This is a genomic window from Roseateles sp. (assembly GCF_031397715.1).
Taxonomy (GTDB): domain Bacteria; phylum Pseudomonadota; class Gammaproteobacteria; order Burkholderiales; family Burkholderiaceae_C; genus Paucibacter_A.
This window is the reverse complement of the sequence record NZ_JANNMI010000383.1, coordinates 1-15,486: the sequence shown is the minus strand read 5'-3', so window position 1 is coordinate 15,486 and position 15,486 is coordinate 1. Positions and strand designations below refer to the sequence as shown.

14 protein-coding genes and 1 pseudogene are annotated in these 15,486 nt (G+C 61.1%); 8 read left to right on the top strand and 7 right to left on the bottom strand.

What is annotated here, in order from left to right:
• The coding region (locus tag RMO57_RS16620) for a SpoVR family protein (RefSeq protein ID WP_310388490.1) at positions 1–1,328 on the top strand (1,328 nt) is incomplete at its 5' end.
• A 17-nt stretch (positions 1,329–1,345) separates the two neighbouring features.
• Here the strand turns inward: RMO57_RS16620 and RMO57_RS16615 are convergent.
• Positions 1,346–1,447, bottom strand: coding sequence for an FAD-linked oxidase C-terminal domain-containing protein (locus RMO57_RS16615; protein WP_414896446.1), 102 nt, complete (start codon positions 1,445–1,447; stop codon positions 1,346–1,348).
• 269 nt (positions 1,448–1,716) lie between these two features.
• On the bottom strand, positions 1,717–4,143 hold the full coding sequence (locus RMO57_RS16610) for a penicillin acylase family protein (RefSeq protein ID WP_310388488.1): 2,427 nt from the start codon (positions 4,141–4,143) through the stop codon (positions 1,717–1,719).
• A 200-nt stretch (positions 4,144–4,343) separates the two neighbouring features.
• Between RMO57_RS16610 and RMO57_RS16605 the strand changes: the two genes are divergently transcribed.
• The 5 genes and pseudogenes from RMO57_RS16605 to RMO57_RS22025 form a co-directional block, all read left to right on the top strand.
• The gene (locus RMO57_RS16605) at positions 4,344–5,843 is read left to right on the top strand and encodes an OmpP1/FadL family transporter (RefSeq protein ID WP_310388487.1); all 1,500 of its coding nucleotides are present in this window, start codon (positions 4,344–4,346) and stop codon (positions 5,841–5,843) included.
• A gap of 86 nt (positions 5,844–5,929) precedes the next feature.
• Positions 5,930–6,187, top strand: coding sequence for a hypothetical protein (locus RMO57_RS16600; protein ID WP_310388484.1), 258 nt, complete (start codon positions 5,930–5,932; stop codon positions 6,185–6,187).
• A gap of 77 nt (positions 6,188–6,264) precedes the next feature.
• A complete protein-coding gene (locus tag RMO57_RS16595; protein ID WP_310388482.1) occupies positions 6,265–6,861 on the top strand; it encodes a cob(I)yrinic acid a,c-diamide adenosyltransferase in 597 nt (198 codons plus the stop codon).
• 190 nt (positions 6,862–7,051) lie between these two features.
• Entirely contained in the window at positions 7,052–8,209 is a 1,158-nt protein-coding gene (locus RMO57_RS16590) for a hypothetical protein (protein ID WP_310388480.1), read from the top strand.
• Positions 8,210–9,048: 839 nt separating this feature from the next.
• A pseudogene (locus RMO57_RS22025) lies at positions 9,049–9,144 on the top strand (PEP-CTERM sorting domain-containing protein); the annotation flags it as partial.
• Between the two features lie 87 nt (positions 9,145–9,231).
• Here RMO57_RS22025 and RMO57_RS16580 read toward each other — a convergent pair.
• The 3 genes from RMO57_RS16580 to RMO57_RS16570 form a co-directional block, all read right to left on the bottom strand.
• Positions 9,232–9,750, bottom strand: coding sequence for a GNAT family N-acetyltransferase (locus tag RMO57_RS16580; RefSeq protein ID WP_310388475.1), 519 nt, complete (start codon positions 9,748–9,750; stop codon positions 9,232–9,234).
• A 121-nt stretch (positions 9,751–9,871) separates the two neighbouring features.
• The gene (locus RMO57_RS16575) at positions 9,872–10,546 is read right to left on the bottom strand and encodes a 3'-5' exonuclease (protein WP_310388474.1); all 675 of its coding nucleotides are present in this window, start codon (positions 10,544–10,546) and stop codon (positions 9,872–9,874) included.
• The gene (locus RMO57_RS16570; RefSeq protein ID WP_310388472.1) at positions 10,543–10,866 is read right to left on the bottom strand and encodes a nucleotide pyrophosphohydrolase; all 324 of its coding nucleotides are present in this window, start codon (positions 10,864–10,866) and stop codon (positions 10,543–10,545) included. The genes RMO57_RS16575 and RMO57_RS16570 overlap by 4 nt, the downstream gene beginning before the upstream one ends.
• A 541-nt stretch (positions 10,867–11,407) precedes the next feature.
• On the opposite strand from RMO57_RS16570, the gene RMO57_RS16565 reads away from it, so the two are divergent.
• Positions 11,408–12,553: an SGNH/GDSL hydrolase family protein gene (locus RMO57_RS16565; protein WP_310388469.1), complete on the top strand. Its 1,146-nt coding sequence runs from the start codon at positions 11,408–11,410 to the stop codon at positions 12,551–12,553.
• 31 nt (positions 12,554–12,584) lie between these two features.
• Positions 12,585–13,253 carry an OmpW/AlkL family protein gene (locus RMO57_RS16560; RefSeq protein ID WP_310388467.1) on the top strand — a complete coding sequence of 223 codons (669 nt, stop codon included), beginning with the start codon at positions 12,585–12,587 and terminating at the stop codon, positions 13,251–13,253.
• A gap of 60 nt (positions 13,254–13,313) precedes the next feature.
• Here the strand turns inward: RMO57_RS16560 and queE are convergent, their stop codons facing one another.
• Positions 13,314–13,949, bottom strand: coding sequence for a 7-carboxy-7-deazaguanine synthase (gene queE, locus RMO57_RS16555; protein WP_310388464.1), 636 nt, complete (start codon positions 13,947–13,949; stop codon positions 13,314–13,316).
• 97 nt (positions 13,950–14,046) lie between these two features.
• Positions 14,047–15,153: a 6-carboxytetrahydropterin synthase gene (locus RMO57_RS16550; RefSeq protein ID WP_310388462.1), complete on the bottom strand. Its 1,107-nt coding sequence runs from the start codon at positions 15,151–15,153 to the stop codon at positions 14,047–14,049.
• Positions 15,154–15,486: the final 333 nt, after the last annotated feature.

Genomic DNA, 15,486 nt, shown 5'->3' with positions numbered 1-15,486 from the left:
TCGGCATGCCGGTCAATTACCGCCACTGGAGCTATGGCAAGGAGTTCATCGCTACCGAGCGCAATTACAAGCGCGGCCAGATGGGCCTGGCTTATGAGATCGTCATCAACTCCGACCCCTGCATCGCCTATTTGATGGAGGAAAACACCATGGCCATGCAGGCCTTGGTGATCGCGCATGCCTGCTACGGGCACAACAGCTTCTTCAAGGGCAACTACCTGTTCCGCATGTGGACCGATGCCTCCAGCATCATCGATTACTTGGTCTATGCCAAGAATTTCGTCGCCGAGTGTGAGCAACGCCACGGCGTTTCGCAGGTCGAACAGATGCTGGACTCCTGCCATGCGCTGATGTCTTACGGCGTCGACCGCTACCGCCGCCCCGCCAAGCTCTCGCTGGCGCAGGAGCGCTTGCGCATGGCCGACCGCGAGGCCCATGCGCAGCAGCAGATCAATGACATCTGGCGCACTCTGCCCAAGCGCGCCGCCGAGGCCGCCGAGGCTGCCGCCGCCCTGCGCTTCCCGGATGAGCCGCAGGAGAACATCCTCTATTTCATCGAAAAGAGTGCGCCGCTGCTGGAACCCTGGCAGCGCGAGATCGTGCGCATCGTGCGCAAGATCGCGCAGTACTTCTACCCGCAGCGCCAGACCCAGGTGATGAACGAGGGCTGGGCTACCTTCTGGCATCACCGCTTGCTGAACCAGATGTATGACGATGGTTATCTGAGCGACGGCATGATGATCGAATGGCTGAAGTCACACACCAATGTGGTGGCACAAGCGCCGATGGCGAACTTGAATCCCTATGCCTTGGGCTTTGCGATGTACACCGACATCAAGCGCATCTGCGAGAAGCCGACCGAGGAAGACCGGCGTTGGTTCCCCGATATGGCCGGCGGCGATTGGCTGCCCACCATCGACCACGCGATGCGTAACTTCAAGGATGAGAGTTTCATAGGCCAGTATCTGAGCCCGCACCTGATGCGCGAGTTCAGGCTGTTTTCCATCCTCGATGACGAGAAGCTGTCAGAGTATGAAATCTCCGCCATCCACGACGAGGCCGGCTATCAGCATGTGCGCGAGGCCTTGTCACGCCAATACGATCTGAGCACGCGCGAGCCCAATATCCAGGTCTGGAATGTCAATCTGCGTGGCGACCGCTCGCTGACGCTGCGCCACACTCAACATCTGGGCAGACCGCTGCATGACAGTGCGCAGGAGGTGCTCAAGCATGTGGCGCGGCTGTGGGGCTTCGGCGTGCAGCTGGAGAGCGTCAATGACAAGGGCGAGGTCAGCAAGCGCTGGAGCGTCGCGGCACCGCCGGTCTAGCTTGGCCTCAGCGCCCCTCAAACCGCCAACATCGTGCCCGGATTCATGTTGTTGTGCGGGTCCAGCGCCATCTTGACGCTGCGCATCAACGCCACCGCACCGGCCCCGGCCTCATCGATCAGAAAGCCATGTAGTCAGCAAGACCGCGCTCTTCGGCCTCGGCGACCGAAGCGTTGATGATCTCGGCCAGGCGCGTGGTCGGCACGCCGACCGGGATGATGTGGATCGCGGTCGGCACCGCCGCGTCGATAGTGGGAAAGAAACAGACCGCCGCCGACGAAGACAACCTCGTCGGTTGACTCGGTTAACACCACCGCGTCGGGCTCACCGAAACGCTGCTGCAGTGCCTACAGCAGCGCATCAGGCAGCGCAGCAGTCATCGCTGAGCTTACTCGCTGATGGACATGGTCCGGTAGGCCGGGTCGGCCTTGATTTCGGCTTCGCTGAACGGCAGCTTGGGCCATTTGGCGCCCTTCAGGAAGATGTCCGAATAAAGCTTGGTCTGGTCCGAGAAGTTGGCCGACAGCAGGTGCGAAGACTGCGAATAGGTCAGCACCCCTTCGGCCACCGGGCCATTGGCATCGAAGGTGACAAACTGCATATAGCTATTGCCATACATCGGGTCGCCATAGAGGCCGGCAGTCAGGTTGCCGCGCACATTATTGAAGGTGTAGCGCCCGCCCGGGATGGAGATCGGCGCGCTGTCACGCACGATCACCTGGCGGCGCGCATTGACCTCCTCCAGCGGGATGCCCTGCTCGGCGAACCACTGCACGGCATCGGCCAGCAAGGTCGCGGCCTTGGTGTTGGCGGTGTTGAAACCGCGCGGCGTCTTGACCGGATCGGCCGGGTCGAAGGCGACGCGCCAGTAACTGGCGTCCTTCAACTCACCCGACAGCTCGTAGAGCTTGCGGAACAGCAGCGAGCCCGGGTCGACCAGGCCCTCGGTCTTCTTCCAGATGCTCAAGACCCCGCAGGCCTTGCTCAGATCGACCGTATTGCCCTTGCTGTCCTTGGCGCTGGGCGCACCGCCGGCGCAGGTGGCGGCGACAAACTCATCCAGCCACATCTCGGCCTTGAAGAAGCGGCTCTTCTGATAGACCTGCTGCAGATTGGCCAGCGTGAAGCCCTTGCCGGCCAGGCCGTCGGTGCCGGCCATGCGGTCGCTGACCTGCACATGGCCGGTGCGGGTGCGTTCGCCCTGCACCCGGCCCTCGGCGTCGGGGCCGGTGGCGATGATCTTGGGGTAGCCCGTCAGCCGCGTCTGCTCGCTCGGGAACCAGTGGCTGTCATTGGCGTTGACGATGTAGTCATCGCGCAGCACATAGGGCCGCTGCTCGCTGGCGATAGCCCCGGTCCACTGGCAGCTGGACTTGCTGCCGTCCATCAGCACCAAGCCGCGCGAGGCGAGCAGAAACTGCCCCGTCGGGCTGTTGACGCAGGCGCCCAGCTGCGCATCGCTGACATTCGCCGCGACCGAGTAATTGGCGTACAGCGCACGGCCGTTTTTGTCCGCCGCCATGGTGTTGACCCAAGGCAGGGCGTTGTAGGTGGCCAGCGCACTGCGCAGCGACTCGGCACTGCTGGCCTTGCCGTTCAGCAAGGCCTGGTCGAGCAGCTTGTAGTTGGTGTAGTTGGCGTCGCGGATCGAGTAAGCGTTGGCACTGCCCCAGGCGAATGTAGCGCCGTCATTCAGCATCGGGCCGTAGTCGGTCGCGTACATCGTGCGGTCAATCGTCTTGACCGATCCATCGGCCTGCAGCGCCTGCACGCTCAACTTGGTCTGCGTCATTGGCTTGGACACACCGTCCATCAGATAGCGGGTCGCATCCGTGGGATCGAGCTTGAGCTGATGCAAGGTGAAACGGTTGTCGGTCGAGAAGGTGTGGGTCCAGGCCACATCCTTGTTGAAGCCGATCAAGGGCACGACCGCGCCCAGCAGCGTGGCGCCCATCACGTCGTATTTGCCCGCCACTGTCAGATGCAGCTGATGCAAGCGCAGCGCACCCCACCAAGGGAAATGCGGGTTGCCCAGCACCATGCCGGCGCCGCTTTGGGTGACGCCCTTGCCCAGGCCATAGCCGTTGGAGCCGATCACATGCTCTTGCAGCCAGCGGGTGTTCTGAATCAGCGGCGAATTGAGCACGGCCATTTGCGTCGCCTTGGACTTCAGGGCACGCGCACTTAACAAGACCGGCGCGGCGCCGGCCGGTTTGACCAGCGGCGGCTGGGCCGCGCCAATGGCCCCAATGAACTGCAGCGAACTGCCGGCAATAGCCGCCTGGCTGAAGCGGAAGTAGGCCTCGTCCTCGCTGAGCGGCTTGACCCAGGCCGCGCCTTTGCAATCGCTGGGCAGTCCATTGACGCCCTTGTCGCGCAGATAGCGGTTGTAGCCGGCCACAAAGCCAGTCACCAGATCACGCACCTCAGGCCCGGCGCCGGCCTTCAGTGCGGCGGCTTGCGCCGGCGTCATCAGGCTTTTGTAGAAAAAGTCCGAGGCCAGATTGGGTGTGAAGTCGCCGAACTGACCCAGATAGGTGATGGCCACGCCCTTGGCATCAACATCGCCAAAATAGCGCGAGCGCTCACCGCGCATGGTCAACACCTCTTGGGCGAACAGGCAGATATGGTCGCTGGCGAAGGCATAACCGTAACCATAACCGGCGCCCTTGAAGTCATCCGCCTTGATATGCGGCACGCCGTAGCTGGTGTAGCGGATCTCGGCGACGAAGCTGGGTGCGGCCGGTGTCTCGGGCCGTGTCGGGTCGGTGTCACCGCCGCCGCAAGCACTCAACAGCAGCAAAGCGCTCGCCATCAGTCCGCACACCGGCGATAAGCGAAAAACCGTTGTCTTCAACTGACATTTCTTCATTTCTGTCTCCTAGGCGCTTTTTCAAGGGCTGGGCGACGCAGTCTAATCTGCGCTCAAGCAACCCGCTCAATTTGGTGGTCAGGCTATCATCAAATGCAATGGCCCCACCAGCGTGGTCAACCCTCAAAAACAACGGAGACTTTATGAAATTCGCCCTTTCTACCCTGAGCGCCGCCCTGCTGTTCAGCCTTTGTGCCGGCAACGCCCTCGCCTCCGGTTACCACTTCGGCACGCAGTCGGCCGCCGCGCAAGGCACAGCCAATGCCAATGGCGCCGAAGCCAGTGACGCGTCGCTGCTGTTCTCCAACCCCGCCGGCATGACACGGCTGACTGGCATCCATGTCTCGGGGGTCCTGAACGTGGTCATTCCGGACGGCAAATTCACCGACCAAGGCAGCACTACCCTGTTCAACCTGCCCACCGGCGGCAGCAACGGCGGCAAGTTCGTCAAGCCCACCGCCGTGCCCCATGCCTACCTAACCTACCAGCTGAACAAGGACTTGTCGGCCGGCTTTGCGATGTTCGTGCCCTTTGGCTCCAAGAGCGAGTACGAGCCCGATTGGACCGGCCGCTACAACTCGATCGGCACCGAGCTGAAAACGATCGCGCTGAACCCCTCGATCGCCTACAAGCTGAGCGACAAGCTGAGCCTCGGCGCCGGCCTGACAGCCCAGTTCATCGAAGGCAAGCTGAGCAAGGGCGCCGACTTCGGATCCGGCGCGCTGGCCCTGGTGGTGGAGCAGCAAGTGGCGGCCAACGCCCAGCCTGGCGTGCCCATCGAGGTGGTGCGCGCCGCCGTCATGAACAGGCTCAGCGGCTTGATCAAGCAGGTCTCCGGCAATCCGCTCTACTCGGGCGGCGTCAAGGTCGAAGGCGATGACTGGGGCTTCGGCTTCAATCTGGGCCTGATGTACAACTACGATGAAAACACCCGTTTCGGCATCGCCTATCGCTCGTCGATCAAGAACAAGCTTGAGGGCGAGTCCAAATGGACCGTCAAGACGCCCGCCGGCAATCTCGCCACCTTGCTGAATGGTGCCCTGCCCGGAGCCGGCACTCAGGTTGAAGCACGCCTGCTGGCCGCCTATACCGACAGTGACGCCAGCCTGAAGGTGGACACGCCCGAATCGCTATCTTTCTCCTTCTTCAATCAGGAAAACAAGCTGGCCGTGATGGGCGATTTGACGCTGACCCGTCATTCCCGCTTCAAAGAACTGCGCATTGACTTTGCCAACCAGTTGCCCGATTCGCTGACGCCCGAAGGCTGGATCAACACCTTCCGAGCGTCCTTCGGCGTCAACTATCTGCTCAGCGACGCCATCAAGCTGCGCGGCGGCGTGGCGTTTGATCAGTCGCCGGTCAGGGAGCGGACCCGCACGCCGTCCCTACCTGACAATGATCGCGCCTGGATCTCGACCGGCTTGAACTGGAAGCTCGACAACAAGAGCTCGATGGACTTTGCGCTCAGCTACATCAAGGTCAGGGACAGCCAGGTCAACAGCTACGACAACGGCGGCCAGACCAATGGCGTGGGTTCGGCCATTTGTAACCCTGCGGGCAACACCTCCAGCTGTGCGACCGTGCGCGGCCGCTACCAGCTGAGCTCGGCGTTACTGGGTATCCAGTACAACCGCGAGTTCTGATTCGATCGCGAACTTGAGCCAAGACCCTTGTCTTTGCTCAACGGCGGTGCGAGCATGAGTCATCAACACCTGTATTGGAGATGCTCATGTTCGGAATTGATCTTGGCTGGCTCGCACTGATTGTGGTTTTGCTGCTGGCGGTGGCGGGTGTGATGCGCTGGGATCTGCTGCGGGCGATCGGGCGCGACGCGCTCGACAAGTCAGCCCAGCCCAAGGCCAGCGTTACCGTTCCCTCGGCCGAAGCCGAGTTCGGCGGCCCGCCGCGTGAGCTGCACCATGCCGAACAACGTCAGCACCCGGCCAAGAGCAAACCCGAAATCCACCGTTCGGGTAAAAGGCATTGATAAGGCCCTGAGACCGGAGTTGCCGGGCAAGTTCAGGCAAGATGCCGGCCATTCCTGAACTCTAGTTATCTGCAGCCATGGCCAACCGACTCTCTCAAATAGCGACCCGCACCGGTGATGACGGCACGACCGGCCTCGGCGACGGCAGCCGCGTGCCCAAGGATCATTTGCGCGTGCAGGCGATGGGCGACGTCGACGAGCTGAACTCCAACCTCGGCGTGCTCTTGGCCGAGCCGCTGCCGGACGATGTGCGCGAGCTGCTGATCACCATCCAGCATGAGCTGTTCAACCTCGGCGGCGAGCTCTGCATGCCGGGCTACGAGTTGCTGAAGATGGACGCGGTCTTGCGCCTGGATGAAGCCTTGGCACATTACAACGCCGCCCTGCCGCGCCTGAAGGAATTCATCCTGCCCGCCGGCACCCGCGCTTCCGCGATTTCGCACGTCTGCCGCACCGTGGCGCGCCGCGCCGAACGCGCCGTCGTCACGCTGGCCGCGCAAGAAGCCATCAACGCCGCGCCGCGCCAATACCTGAACCGCTTGTCTGACTTGTTATTTGTGCTGGCCCGTGTGCTGAACCGGGCCAATCTGGACGGCCTTGGCGGTGACGATGTTTACTGGCATAGCGAGCGTCTGCAGCGCCAGGAAACAAGCGAAAAAGCAGCCGAAAGCTAAATGCTCAATCAGACTGGCCGCGCCGGTCGCCGACAACGGCGGCGACGTGCCGGTTGAAATGTTGAGTTGATTTACTGCTGAGTTGATTTTATTAGCTCAGTCTATGAGCTAGTTGCCAGACAAACTCCGCTGCAAGGTCAGACGAAAGAGAGGCTTCTTTCGAGACTGGCCGGCAACCCCGGAGCACACCATGGCACAGATCACCGCAGCGGCAGTAGTTCTTGAGAATGACAATGATGAGGTAGGCAAAGTTGGGCCGGCACGCGTGCCGGCCCAATTAGAGCTTGGCATTGAGTCGATCGACCTTGATGCGCCACTAGACCCCACGGGTCAGGTGCCGGTCACCCAAAACATTGGTTTCGCGCTCGGCTGGGACTTTGCTCACCATGGCCTGACCCCACCTGCGCTGCAGCTGTATGCCAGCTCACCGCTGCGGCAGGGCTTTCAAGCCGGCAGTGCCACCTTCGGCCGCCGTACGCTGCGCGCCAATCGACACACTCAGCAATGGCTGCTGCTGCGCACCCATGCTTGGTCACGTGGGCGCAGCTTCGAGGACGTACAGCTGACGCCCAACTATCTGCAGCAGATCGAGGTGAGTTTCTGCCCCATCACGCGCCAGCCGCTGGACACACACCCGGGCAGCCGCACGCAAGCACAGATCGACCGTGTTCGCGATGACGCCGGCTACGCCGCCGGCAATCTGGCGGTAATGAGCCGCGCCGCCAACTTGGCCAAGGCCGGCCATGACTGGGTGACGGCCGGCGAACTCGCGTTCAGCGTTGAGGCCGGCCCCATCCACCGCAGCGCCGGCCTGGACGTTGCGGCATGGCAGCGCGTGGCCTTGTTATGCAGCTTTGTGACCGAGCTGCCGCATGAGCAGGCGGCCGCCCTGCCCTTGCTGGTGCTGCCGCCCAATCGCCTGCGCCTGTTCAACCCGATTCAGGCCCTACAAGCGATGTTGACACGCCAACTGGCCACGCCGGGCTGGAGTGCGCGGCTGGCGCGCATCGAAGCGCTCTTGCCCAGCACCGCTTGCAAGGCCGACTTCAACCGCTTTGTGCTGGCCTTGGCACCGCGTGTGCTGACCGTTACGAATCTGCACCGCGAGCAGGAGATTCGCTGGGCGCTTGAAGATGCCTGGCAGCAGCCATTGCTGCAAAAACGCTGGACCCGCTTTGCCTTGCATCTGAGCGCCGCCCAGGCCGAAGCCCTGCTGCAACGCGCGGCCGCCAAAAAGCTGGTCAACACGGTTCATGTGCAACAGCTGAGCCAGCCGAATGCGGTCGACGGCTGGGCCTTGGAGCGGGGTGGCTTTTGCAGCGCCGACCATCGCTTTTCACCCCCCTGAATGCGGGGTCCGGCGGCGCCGCCATTTCACGCCGCCGTCATGCTGGGCGCTCAAAGTTCGTGGGCGCCGTCAAAGCTAACAGGAAAGAGGAACTGCCTGTGATTTGCGATGAGGTGAAGACCCTATTCGTTAACGAACTGAAAATCAACGGAAACCCCATGCAAAAAACTCTTCTCGCCTTGGCGCTTTCGGCTGCTGCCATAGCTCCGGCACAAGCGGCTTTGACCGCAGGCGATATTGCCATCATTGGCCGTATCAACAATGGAAGTCCCGACTCATTCGCCGTCGTCGCGCTGACCGACATCGCCGCCGGCGAAGTGATCTATTTCACCGACAACGGCTGGACCGGTTCGGGCTACCGCGGTTCCACAGCCACCGACGGCGACGGAAATGAAAACTTCACAAAGTGGATGGTTGCTGCTTACACCGCAGCCGGCACCGTTGTAAACAGCAGCAATGCTGCCTTCACGACAACTGGTTCCATCGCTGGTTCAACTTCCGGCGCGTACGCGAACCTCGCACTGTCGACAAGCGGTGACCAGATTTACGCCTTTCAAGGTACGGCGAGCAATCCGATGTTCAACGTGGCATCGCAGACCAATCTCTACGTGCTTGATGACACCAATGGCTTTGAAAATGCCACCAATTCAAACACCGGTGGTGTTGCCACTGGCTTGACCTTGGGCAATACAGCGGTGACATTAAATTTGGCTTCCACACCAAGCATCAGCGTAAAGAGCAGTGTGCTGACAGGCGCTGCGAAGACCAAAGACCAATGGCTCACCACGTTCGCTGACAAGTCGAACTGGGCTACAGGCGCTCTGCCGACAGCGTCGATTGCCGTCACCGCCGTCCCTGAGCCACAAACCTACGCTCTGATGTTGGGCGGTCTGTGCGCCATCGGCTTCGTTGCCCGCCGCCGCGCTGCCAAGTAAGTAAACAGTTAGCTGGTGATCAGAAAGGCCTGCCTGGTCAACCCCGGGCAGGCCTTTTTTCTTGGCCAGCAAGGCTTTAACGTCAATTCAGACCAGCGAGCGCTGCAAGCGCAGCTCTTCCAGCCGCGTACCCGCCACCTCGGTGGTCTTGGCACTGCCCAACTCACGCTTGAAGCCGGCTAGATCGAAGAATCGCAGCGCCCGCTCATTGCGCAAATAACACCACAGCGTCACCTTGGTGCAGCCTTCTTCTTGCAAGCCGTCACGGGCTGCATCCCACAGCGCCAAACCGACGCCCTTGTCCCAATGGATGGGGTTGGCATACATGGCCCAGATCTCGCCGGTGCTGGACGGTGTGCCTTTGTCGCGCGAGCGGTCAAAGCCGACAAAGCCCATCAACTCATTGTCAAGATGGGCGACGATAACCTGCGGCTCGCACAAATCAATCGCTTCGCGCCAAAAGGCCTGACGCTTTTGCAGCGATAACGCGTCCAGCGCGGCGTCGGGCAACAGCCCTTTGTAAGCATCTTGCCAGGCGGCAACATGGATTTCTGCGATGCCTTTGGCATCACGCAGCGTGGCGGGGCGAACCTGAATACTCGACATACGGAAGCAACTTTGCTGGAACAAATACGAATCGGAAGGCCGGTATTTTGCTCGCCAAAACGGTTGACATCGGCGCTTGACAGCGCAATATTTTTACCGCCCTGTACGCTCTAAAAGCCCATCAGTGCACGGCCAAGGCTTGTAAGCCTTGGCGTTTGACATAGTCCTGCAGACTGCGTTTGAGCGCCAATTTATGCGCTCGTTGCAGCTGCTTGAGCAGACCATGATCCACCGCCAGCGAGCCCAGCTCGCCCGCAAAACGCTCGGCAATATCGCGCTGCATGCGCAGCAATAAATGTGCGGTCGTCGTTGCATCGGCCAGCGCCCGGTGGGCTTTTCCTGAGTCAGGCAGGCCATGGAACTGCGCCAAGGTGCCCAAGCGGCAATTCGGCGCATCCAGGTAGAGCCGACGTGCCAGCAAGACCGTACAAGCAAAGCTCTCATGGGCGGGGTCAGGCAGGCAGCCGGCCCTGGCCATCTCCGCCTGCCAAAAGCCCCGGTCAAAGGCCGCGTTGTGCGCCACCAAGGGGCAGCCCCGTGTGAACAAAGCCAATTCCTGCATGACGCTCTCGGCGCTGGGCGCGTCCGCCAGCATTTCATTGCTGATGCCGGTCAACTCTTGAATGAAGGGCGGCACCCAAGCGCCTGTTTGCATCAAGCTTTGATAGGCATCGACGATGACGCCGTCGCGGACCAACACTGCCGCGATCTCGGTCGCGCGGCCGCCCCCATTCGGTGACAAACCCGTGGTCTCAAAGTCGATCACGGCGATGGTCTGCACAGCCGCCTTCGTCATGAAGCACTGGCCGCCGGATGTTTGATCGCATTGAGCAGCAACTTCCGCTCAAGCGCGGCGCTGATGTCGACGCCGGTGTGGTCGGCGATCTGCAGTAGGTAGAGCATCACGTCGGCAATCTCTTCGCCCAGGTGCTGATGCTTGGCCGGGTCGGTCTGAATTTGTTGTGACTGTTCGGGCGTCAGCCATTGAAAAATTTCTACCAACTCGGCCGCTTCCACCACCATCGCCATGGCCAGATTTTTAGGTGTTTGGTAGGGCTGCCAATTGCGCTCAATGGCGAATTGGCGCAGCCGCATTTGCAAGTCTTCGATGTTCATGGGAGCCCAGTGTGGCATGGCTGCAGCCGTTTTTAGGCCAACTGTGCATGCGCAAAAATTGTTCACGCGTTTCTTATTCATAGCAATTCAATCTTTTAACTTAGTAGTCTTAGTAGAGCGGGCCTGTTTCTGTGGATAAGGCCAATTTTTCCTGTTGCTACAAGCACTTAGCTTGCTTCAAACCATGTGGGCGCAGCCCTGTTGCTGCTGTCGCTCAAACGCTAACAACTTTCAAAATTGCGCCCGCCCTGTGGATAAGGACTGGCTTGATCATTTTTTGTCCACAGCCTTGTTACTTGACAGACCTCACTCGACAAAGTAATGGCCCAAAGCAGACCCAAAAACACCCGATACAAGCCTCTGTCGCCGACGCGACAAGATTTGCTAGCGGGCACTCCAAATTGCCAAAAATCCCGTGTGTGGGTGCCACAAACGGGGATAAACCCCGGCGAGGAAGTGATGCCAACTCGATAAAGTGAGCCGGCGCTGCAAGCCAAGCGGGCTTGACAGCTAGATGCCGGAACAAGCAGGAGACAACATCATGAAAAAATTTCACATCACCCTTTTGGCACTCGCGAGCAGCCTGCTCGTTAGCGCCTGTGGTGGCGGCAGCAGTGCCGACACCACGCCTGCCGTGCCCATCACAGCGGTCAAGATCTTTGGCGATAGCCTGGCTGATTCCGGCACCTTCGGGCTCAAGTTCACGGTGCAAAGCCCAGACAACTTGATCTACCCCGAGCGCATCGCAGCGGCCTATGGCCAGACCCTGTGCAATTTCTACACCTTTACCGGCATGACCTTCGCTCCGAATCCCAAGCCCGGATGCAGCAACTTCGCCATCGGCGGCGGTGTAATCAACTCAGCCAGCTTGGCCGCAGCCGACCCGCGCCGGGTGCCGGTTCAACTCGCAACCGCCGCGGCCGTAGGCAGCTATAGCCCCACCGACTTGGTGGTGATCGACGGCGGCGGCAATGACGCTGCCGACCTGGTAGGTGCCTACCTGACGATCCCCACAGACGGCGGCGCGGCCTATATGAAGCTGCTGGGCACCTTGCTGACGCCGGCACAGGTCGGCGCGATCATGAGCGGCGGTGCCAGCACCATCGCAGCGGGTGGCGCCACCTATATGCTGGCTCTGGCCGATGTCTTCCAGGCAACCATCAAGGCCCATGTGTTGGATAAATCAGCGCAGCGCGTCGTGATTTTGAACATGCCCAGCATCACCAACACGCCACGCTTTCAAATGGTGCTGGACGGCATTGCGGCCGCTTCGGGCGGCGGCACGGCGGGTGCCACGGCGCGCGCCCAGTCAGACGCCTTGTTCAGGTCTTGGATGACGGCCTTCAACAAGCAGCTGGACAGCAAATATGCCGGTGAGAGCAAGGTGGTGATCGTCGATTTTTACGCCAGCTTCAATGATCAAGTGTCCAACCCCGCGCAATTCAGCCTCAGCAATGTGAAGACGCCCGCGTGCCCAGCGACCGGCATGGGCGCCGATGGCCTGCCGACCTACACCTTTGCAAGCTGCACGGCCACGGCCTTGTCGGCCGCCCCCCCGGCCGGCGCCCGCGGGGCCGATTGGTGGAAGAGTTATGCCTTCTCCGATGGTTTCCACCCCACGCCCTATGGTCACCAGTTGCTGGCTCAGCTGGTTTCCAAGGCCATCGCCATCAAGGGTTGGCTGTAACGCGCGGCCGAGCATCAGGAGCATTCACAGCATGAAAAAATATCTCTTCTCCCTGGGCGCTTTGGCTGTCCTTGCAGCCGGCGCTGCACAAGCCCAAACCGTTGGCAGCTTCACAGTTCGGCTCGGCGCCACGGCGATCAGGCCGGCCGTCAGCAGCGGTGATCTGTCGGCACCCAGCCCCGCTGGAACCCAGGTTGACATCACCAATGCCAGCCAAGTCAGCGGCGGCGTCTTTTACATGTTGAGCGAAAACATCACCATCGATGTGCCCGTCGGTTTACCGTTCAAGCATGAAGTGGTGGGCGCTGGCGCGATTGATGGCACGGGCAAGCTGTCCGATGTGAAGGCATTGCCCATCACCGTCACGGCGCAATACCGATTCGGCGCCCCCAGCAGCAGGTTGCGGCCCTTCGTCGGTGCGGGTGTGACCTATGCGGTGTTCTCCGACACCGAGGCGACGGCGGTCCTCTCCGGCATTACCGGCGGTTCGCCGAGCAAGCCAACCACCCTGTCGATGAAAAACTCCTTCGGTCCGACCGTGCAGCTGGGCCTGGACATGAAGCTCTTCGATCGCTGGTCGCTCAATGTCTCTGCCACCAAGGTGATGTTGAAGACCACCGGTACTTTGTCGACCGGCCAGAACATCGAGGTTGAACTGAACCCGCTGGCCTATTCTTTTGGGATTGGCTACAGCTTCTAAGCACTGCTTGTCCCGGGCTGAAGAAAGGGAGCCTTGAGCTCCCTTTTTCTGTTCAGCACATCAGGCAATACCGACCACCTTGTGCATCTGCACCGACAGCCGCCACTGCGGGTGCGCCATGCAATAGGCGACCGCCTCGCGGGTGTGCTGGGCCTTCAGAATGCTGTCCATCGGTTGCAAGAAGAAATGCTGGAAGGCTAGGTGCTCGAAGCGTTCGGGCCGTGCCAAGGGCTGCGGAAACACCAGCTTCAGCTCATGGCCCTGGGTCAGGACCAGCTCGGCATCGGCCTTGGGGCTGACGCAGATCCAGTCCAAGCCGGCCGGTGCGGGCTGGGTGCCATTGGTCTCCACCGCAATCTCGAAGCCGCGGGCATGCAGGGCGTCTAGCAGGGCCGTGTCCAGCTGCAACAGGGGCTCACCACCGGTGCAGACGACATAGGGCTTGCCGGGCACACCTGCCGGCCATTTGGAGGTAATCGCGTTGGCCAGGTCCTCGGCGGTAGCGAACTTGCCGCCGCCTTCGCCGTCGGTGCCGATGAAGTCGGTGTCACAGAACGTGCAGACGGCCGCCGCGCGGTCTTCTTCCCGGCCGTTCCACAGATTGCAGCCGGCAAAGCGGCAGAACACCGAGGCGCGGCCGGCCTGAGCGCCCTCGCCTTGCAAGGTGTAGAACATTTCTTTCACTGCATAAGTCATGCTGACCCCTGGTCGAATGAGTACATCCGCCCATCCCCCGAGGGGATGCTGGGCCGGCTTGGGGCGGCCCGGCGCTCGGCCCTGTGCGCTGACGCTCTCATACAGGTATCACCGGCCCATCCACATCCGCATTGACGATGGACCCGCAGCCGCGCGTCTCGTACATATCGACCCGGTCCAGCTGCGGCAGCACGGCGCGGCCCTTGGCCAGCACCCAGGCGGCCAGGCTGGCGGTGTCGCCATCGGGCAGATCGGCAATTTCGAACAACGGCCGGTGGTCGATGGCCTTGAAGATCGGATCGAACTGGGTCTTGACGTCGCCGAAATCGACCGTCCAACCCATCAGCTGATCAAGTTGGGCGCTCAGATGCAGGCGTAAGGTGTAGGTGTGGCCGTGGATGCCGCGCAACGGGTGCTCGGCGGGCGCACGCTTGAGCTGGACCGCGCTGTCCAGCGTCAGCTCCTTCCAGATGCGGTAGTTCTTGCCGTCAAAGTTGGCGCCGCAGGAGCCGGTCTCGTAGACGGTCAGCCATGACAGCTCGGGCAATTGCGGCTTGATGCGGGCCCACAACCAGGCCGAGATGACCTCGCTGGTTGGGTTACTTAAACCGTCGATCTCGTTCAAACATTGGTAGTTGAGCAGCATGTGAAACGGCGCCCAGACCTCGTCCAGATGGTCGTAGTCGATGCTCAGGTCGCGCTCGCCCAGGTCTTGGTTCGCATGGACGATGACCTCGAAACCATGCCCATGCATGCGGCCACATTTGTGCCCGACCGGCACATTCGGCAGCTTGTGCGCCGCTTGAAAGCGATAACGCCGCCAGACATGGGCCATGCCGTCGGCATCCAGGTCAACGCCCGAATGCGGCGTGCTTTGAATGCCGACCTGCTGAATGCCGGGCACACCGAACTCGGTCTCCAACCGCCGCTTGATCCAGCGGGCGATGTTTTCGTCGGTCGGCTCGGCGATCGAATGATTCAGCAGCGCATGATCCAAGGGCGCAGCGCAGGCCTCAAGGCGGCGGCGCAGCTCCTCCACCTCGGCGCCGGGGAACGGCGCCCAGCCGGCCGGCAGGTGGGCACGGATGGTGGCGAAATAGCTGTGGCCATGTAGGCCGCGGCTGCGGTGGCCCTCGGGCAGGGCCGAGATCTGGCAGGCAGATTCGAAGCTGCAGGAGGCGGAAAAAATCGTTTGATTGCGCAAAACTTGTGCCCTGTATTTAGCTCCTGATTGTAATTTTTATACTTGGTAGTCGTAGTAGAGGCGGCGAACCACTGTGGGTAAGTCGCTTTTTCTCAATCAATTCAATCACTTGGCCGCGGCCAAACATTGTGGGCTGTGACGCCGAAAGCAATGCGTGGAGAGATAACAACTTTGCCGATCCGGGCCGACCTGTGGATAAGCCTGTACTTATGCAAATTCCATCCACAGCTTTGCCCACAGGCTTAGGAGCGTCCGCAGGCCCTATCAGCGACGCCCGCCGCGCGACTGCCAGAGCTGCTTCTTGCCCTTCAGATGCCGCTCGATGCCGTCGTT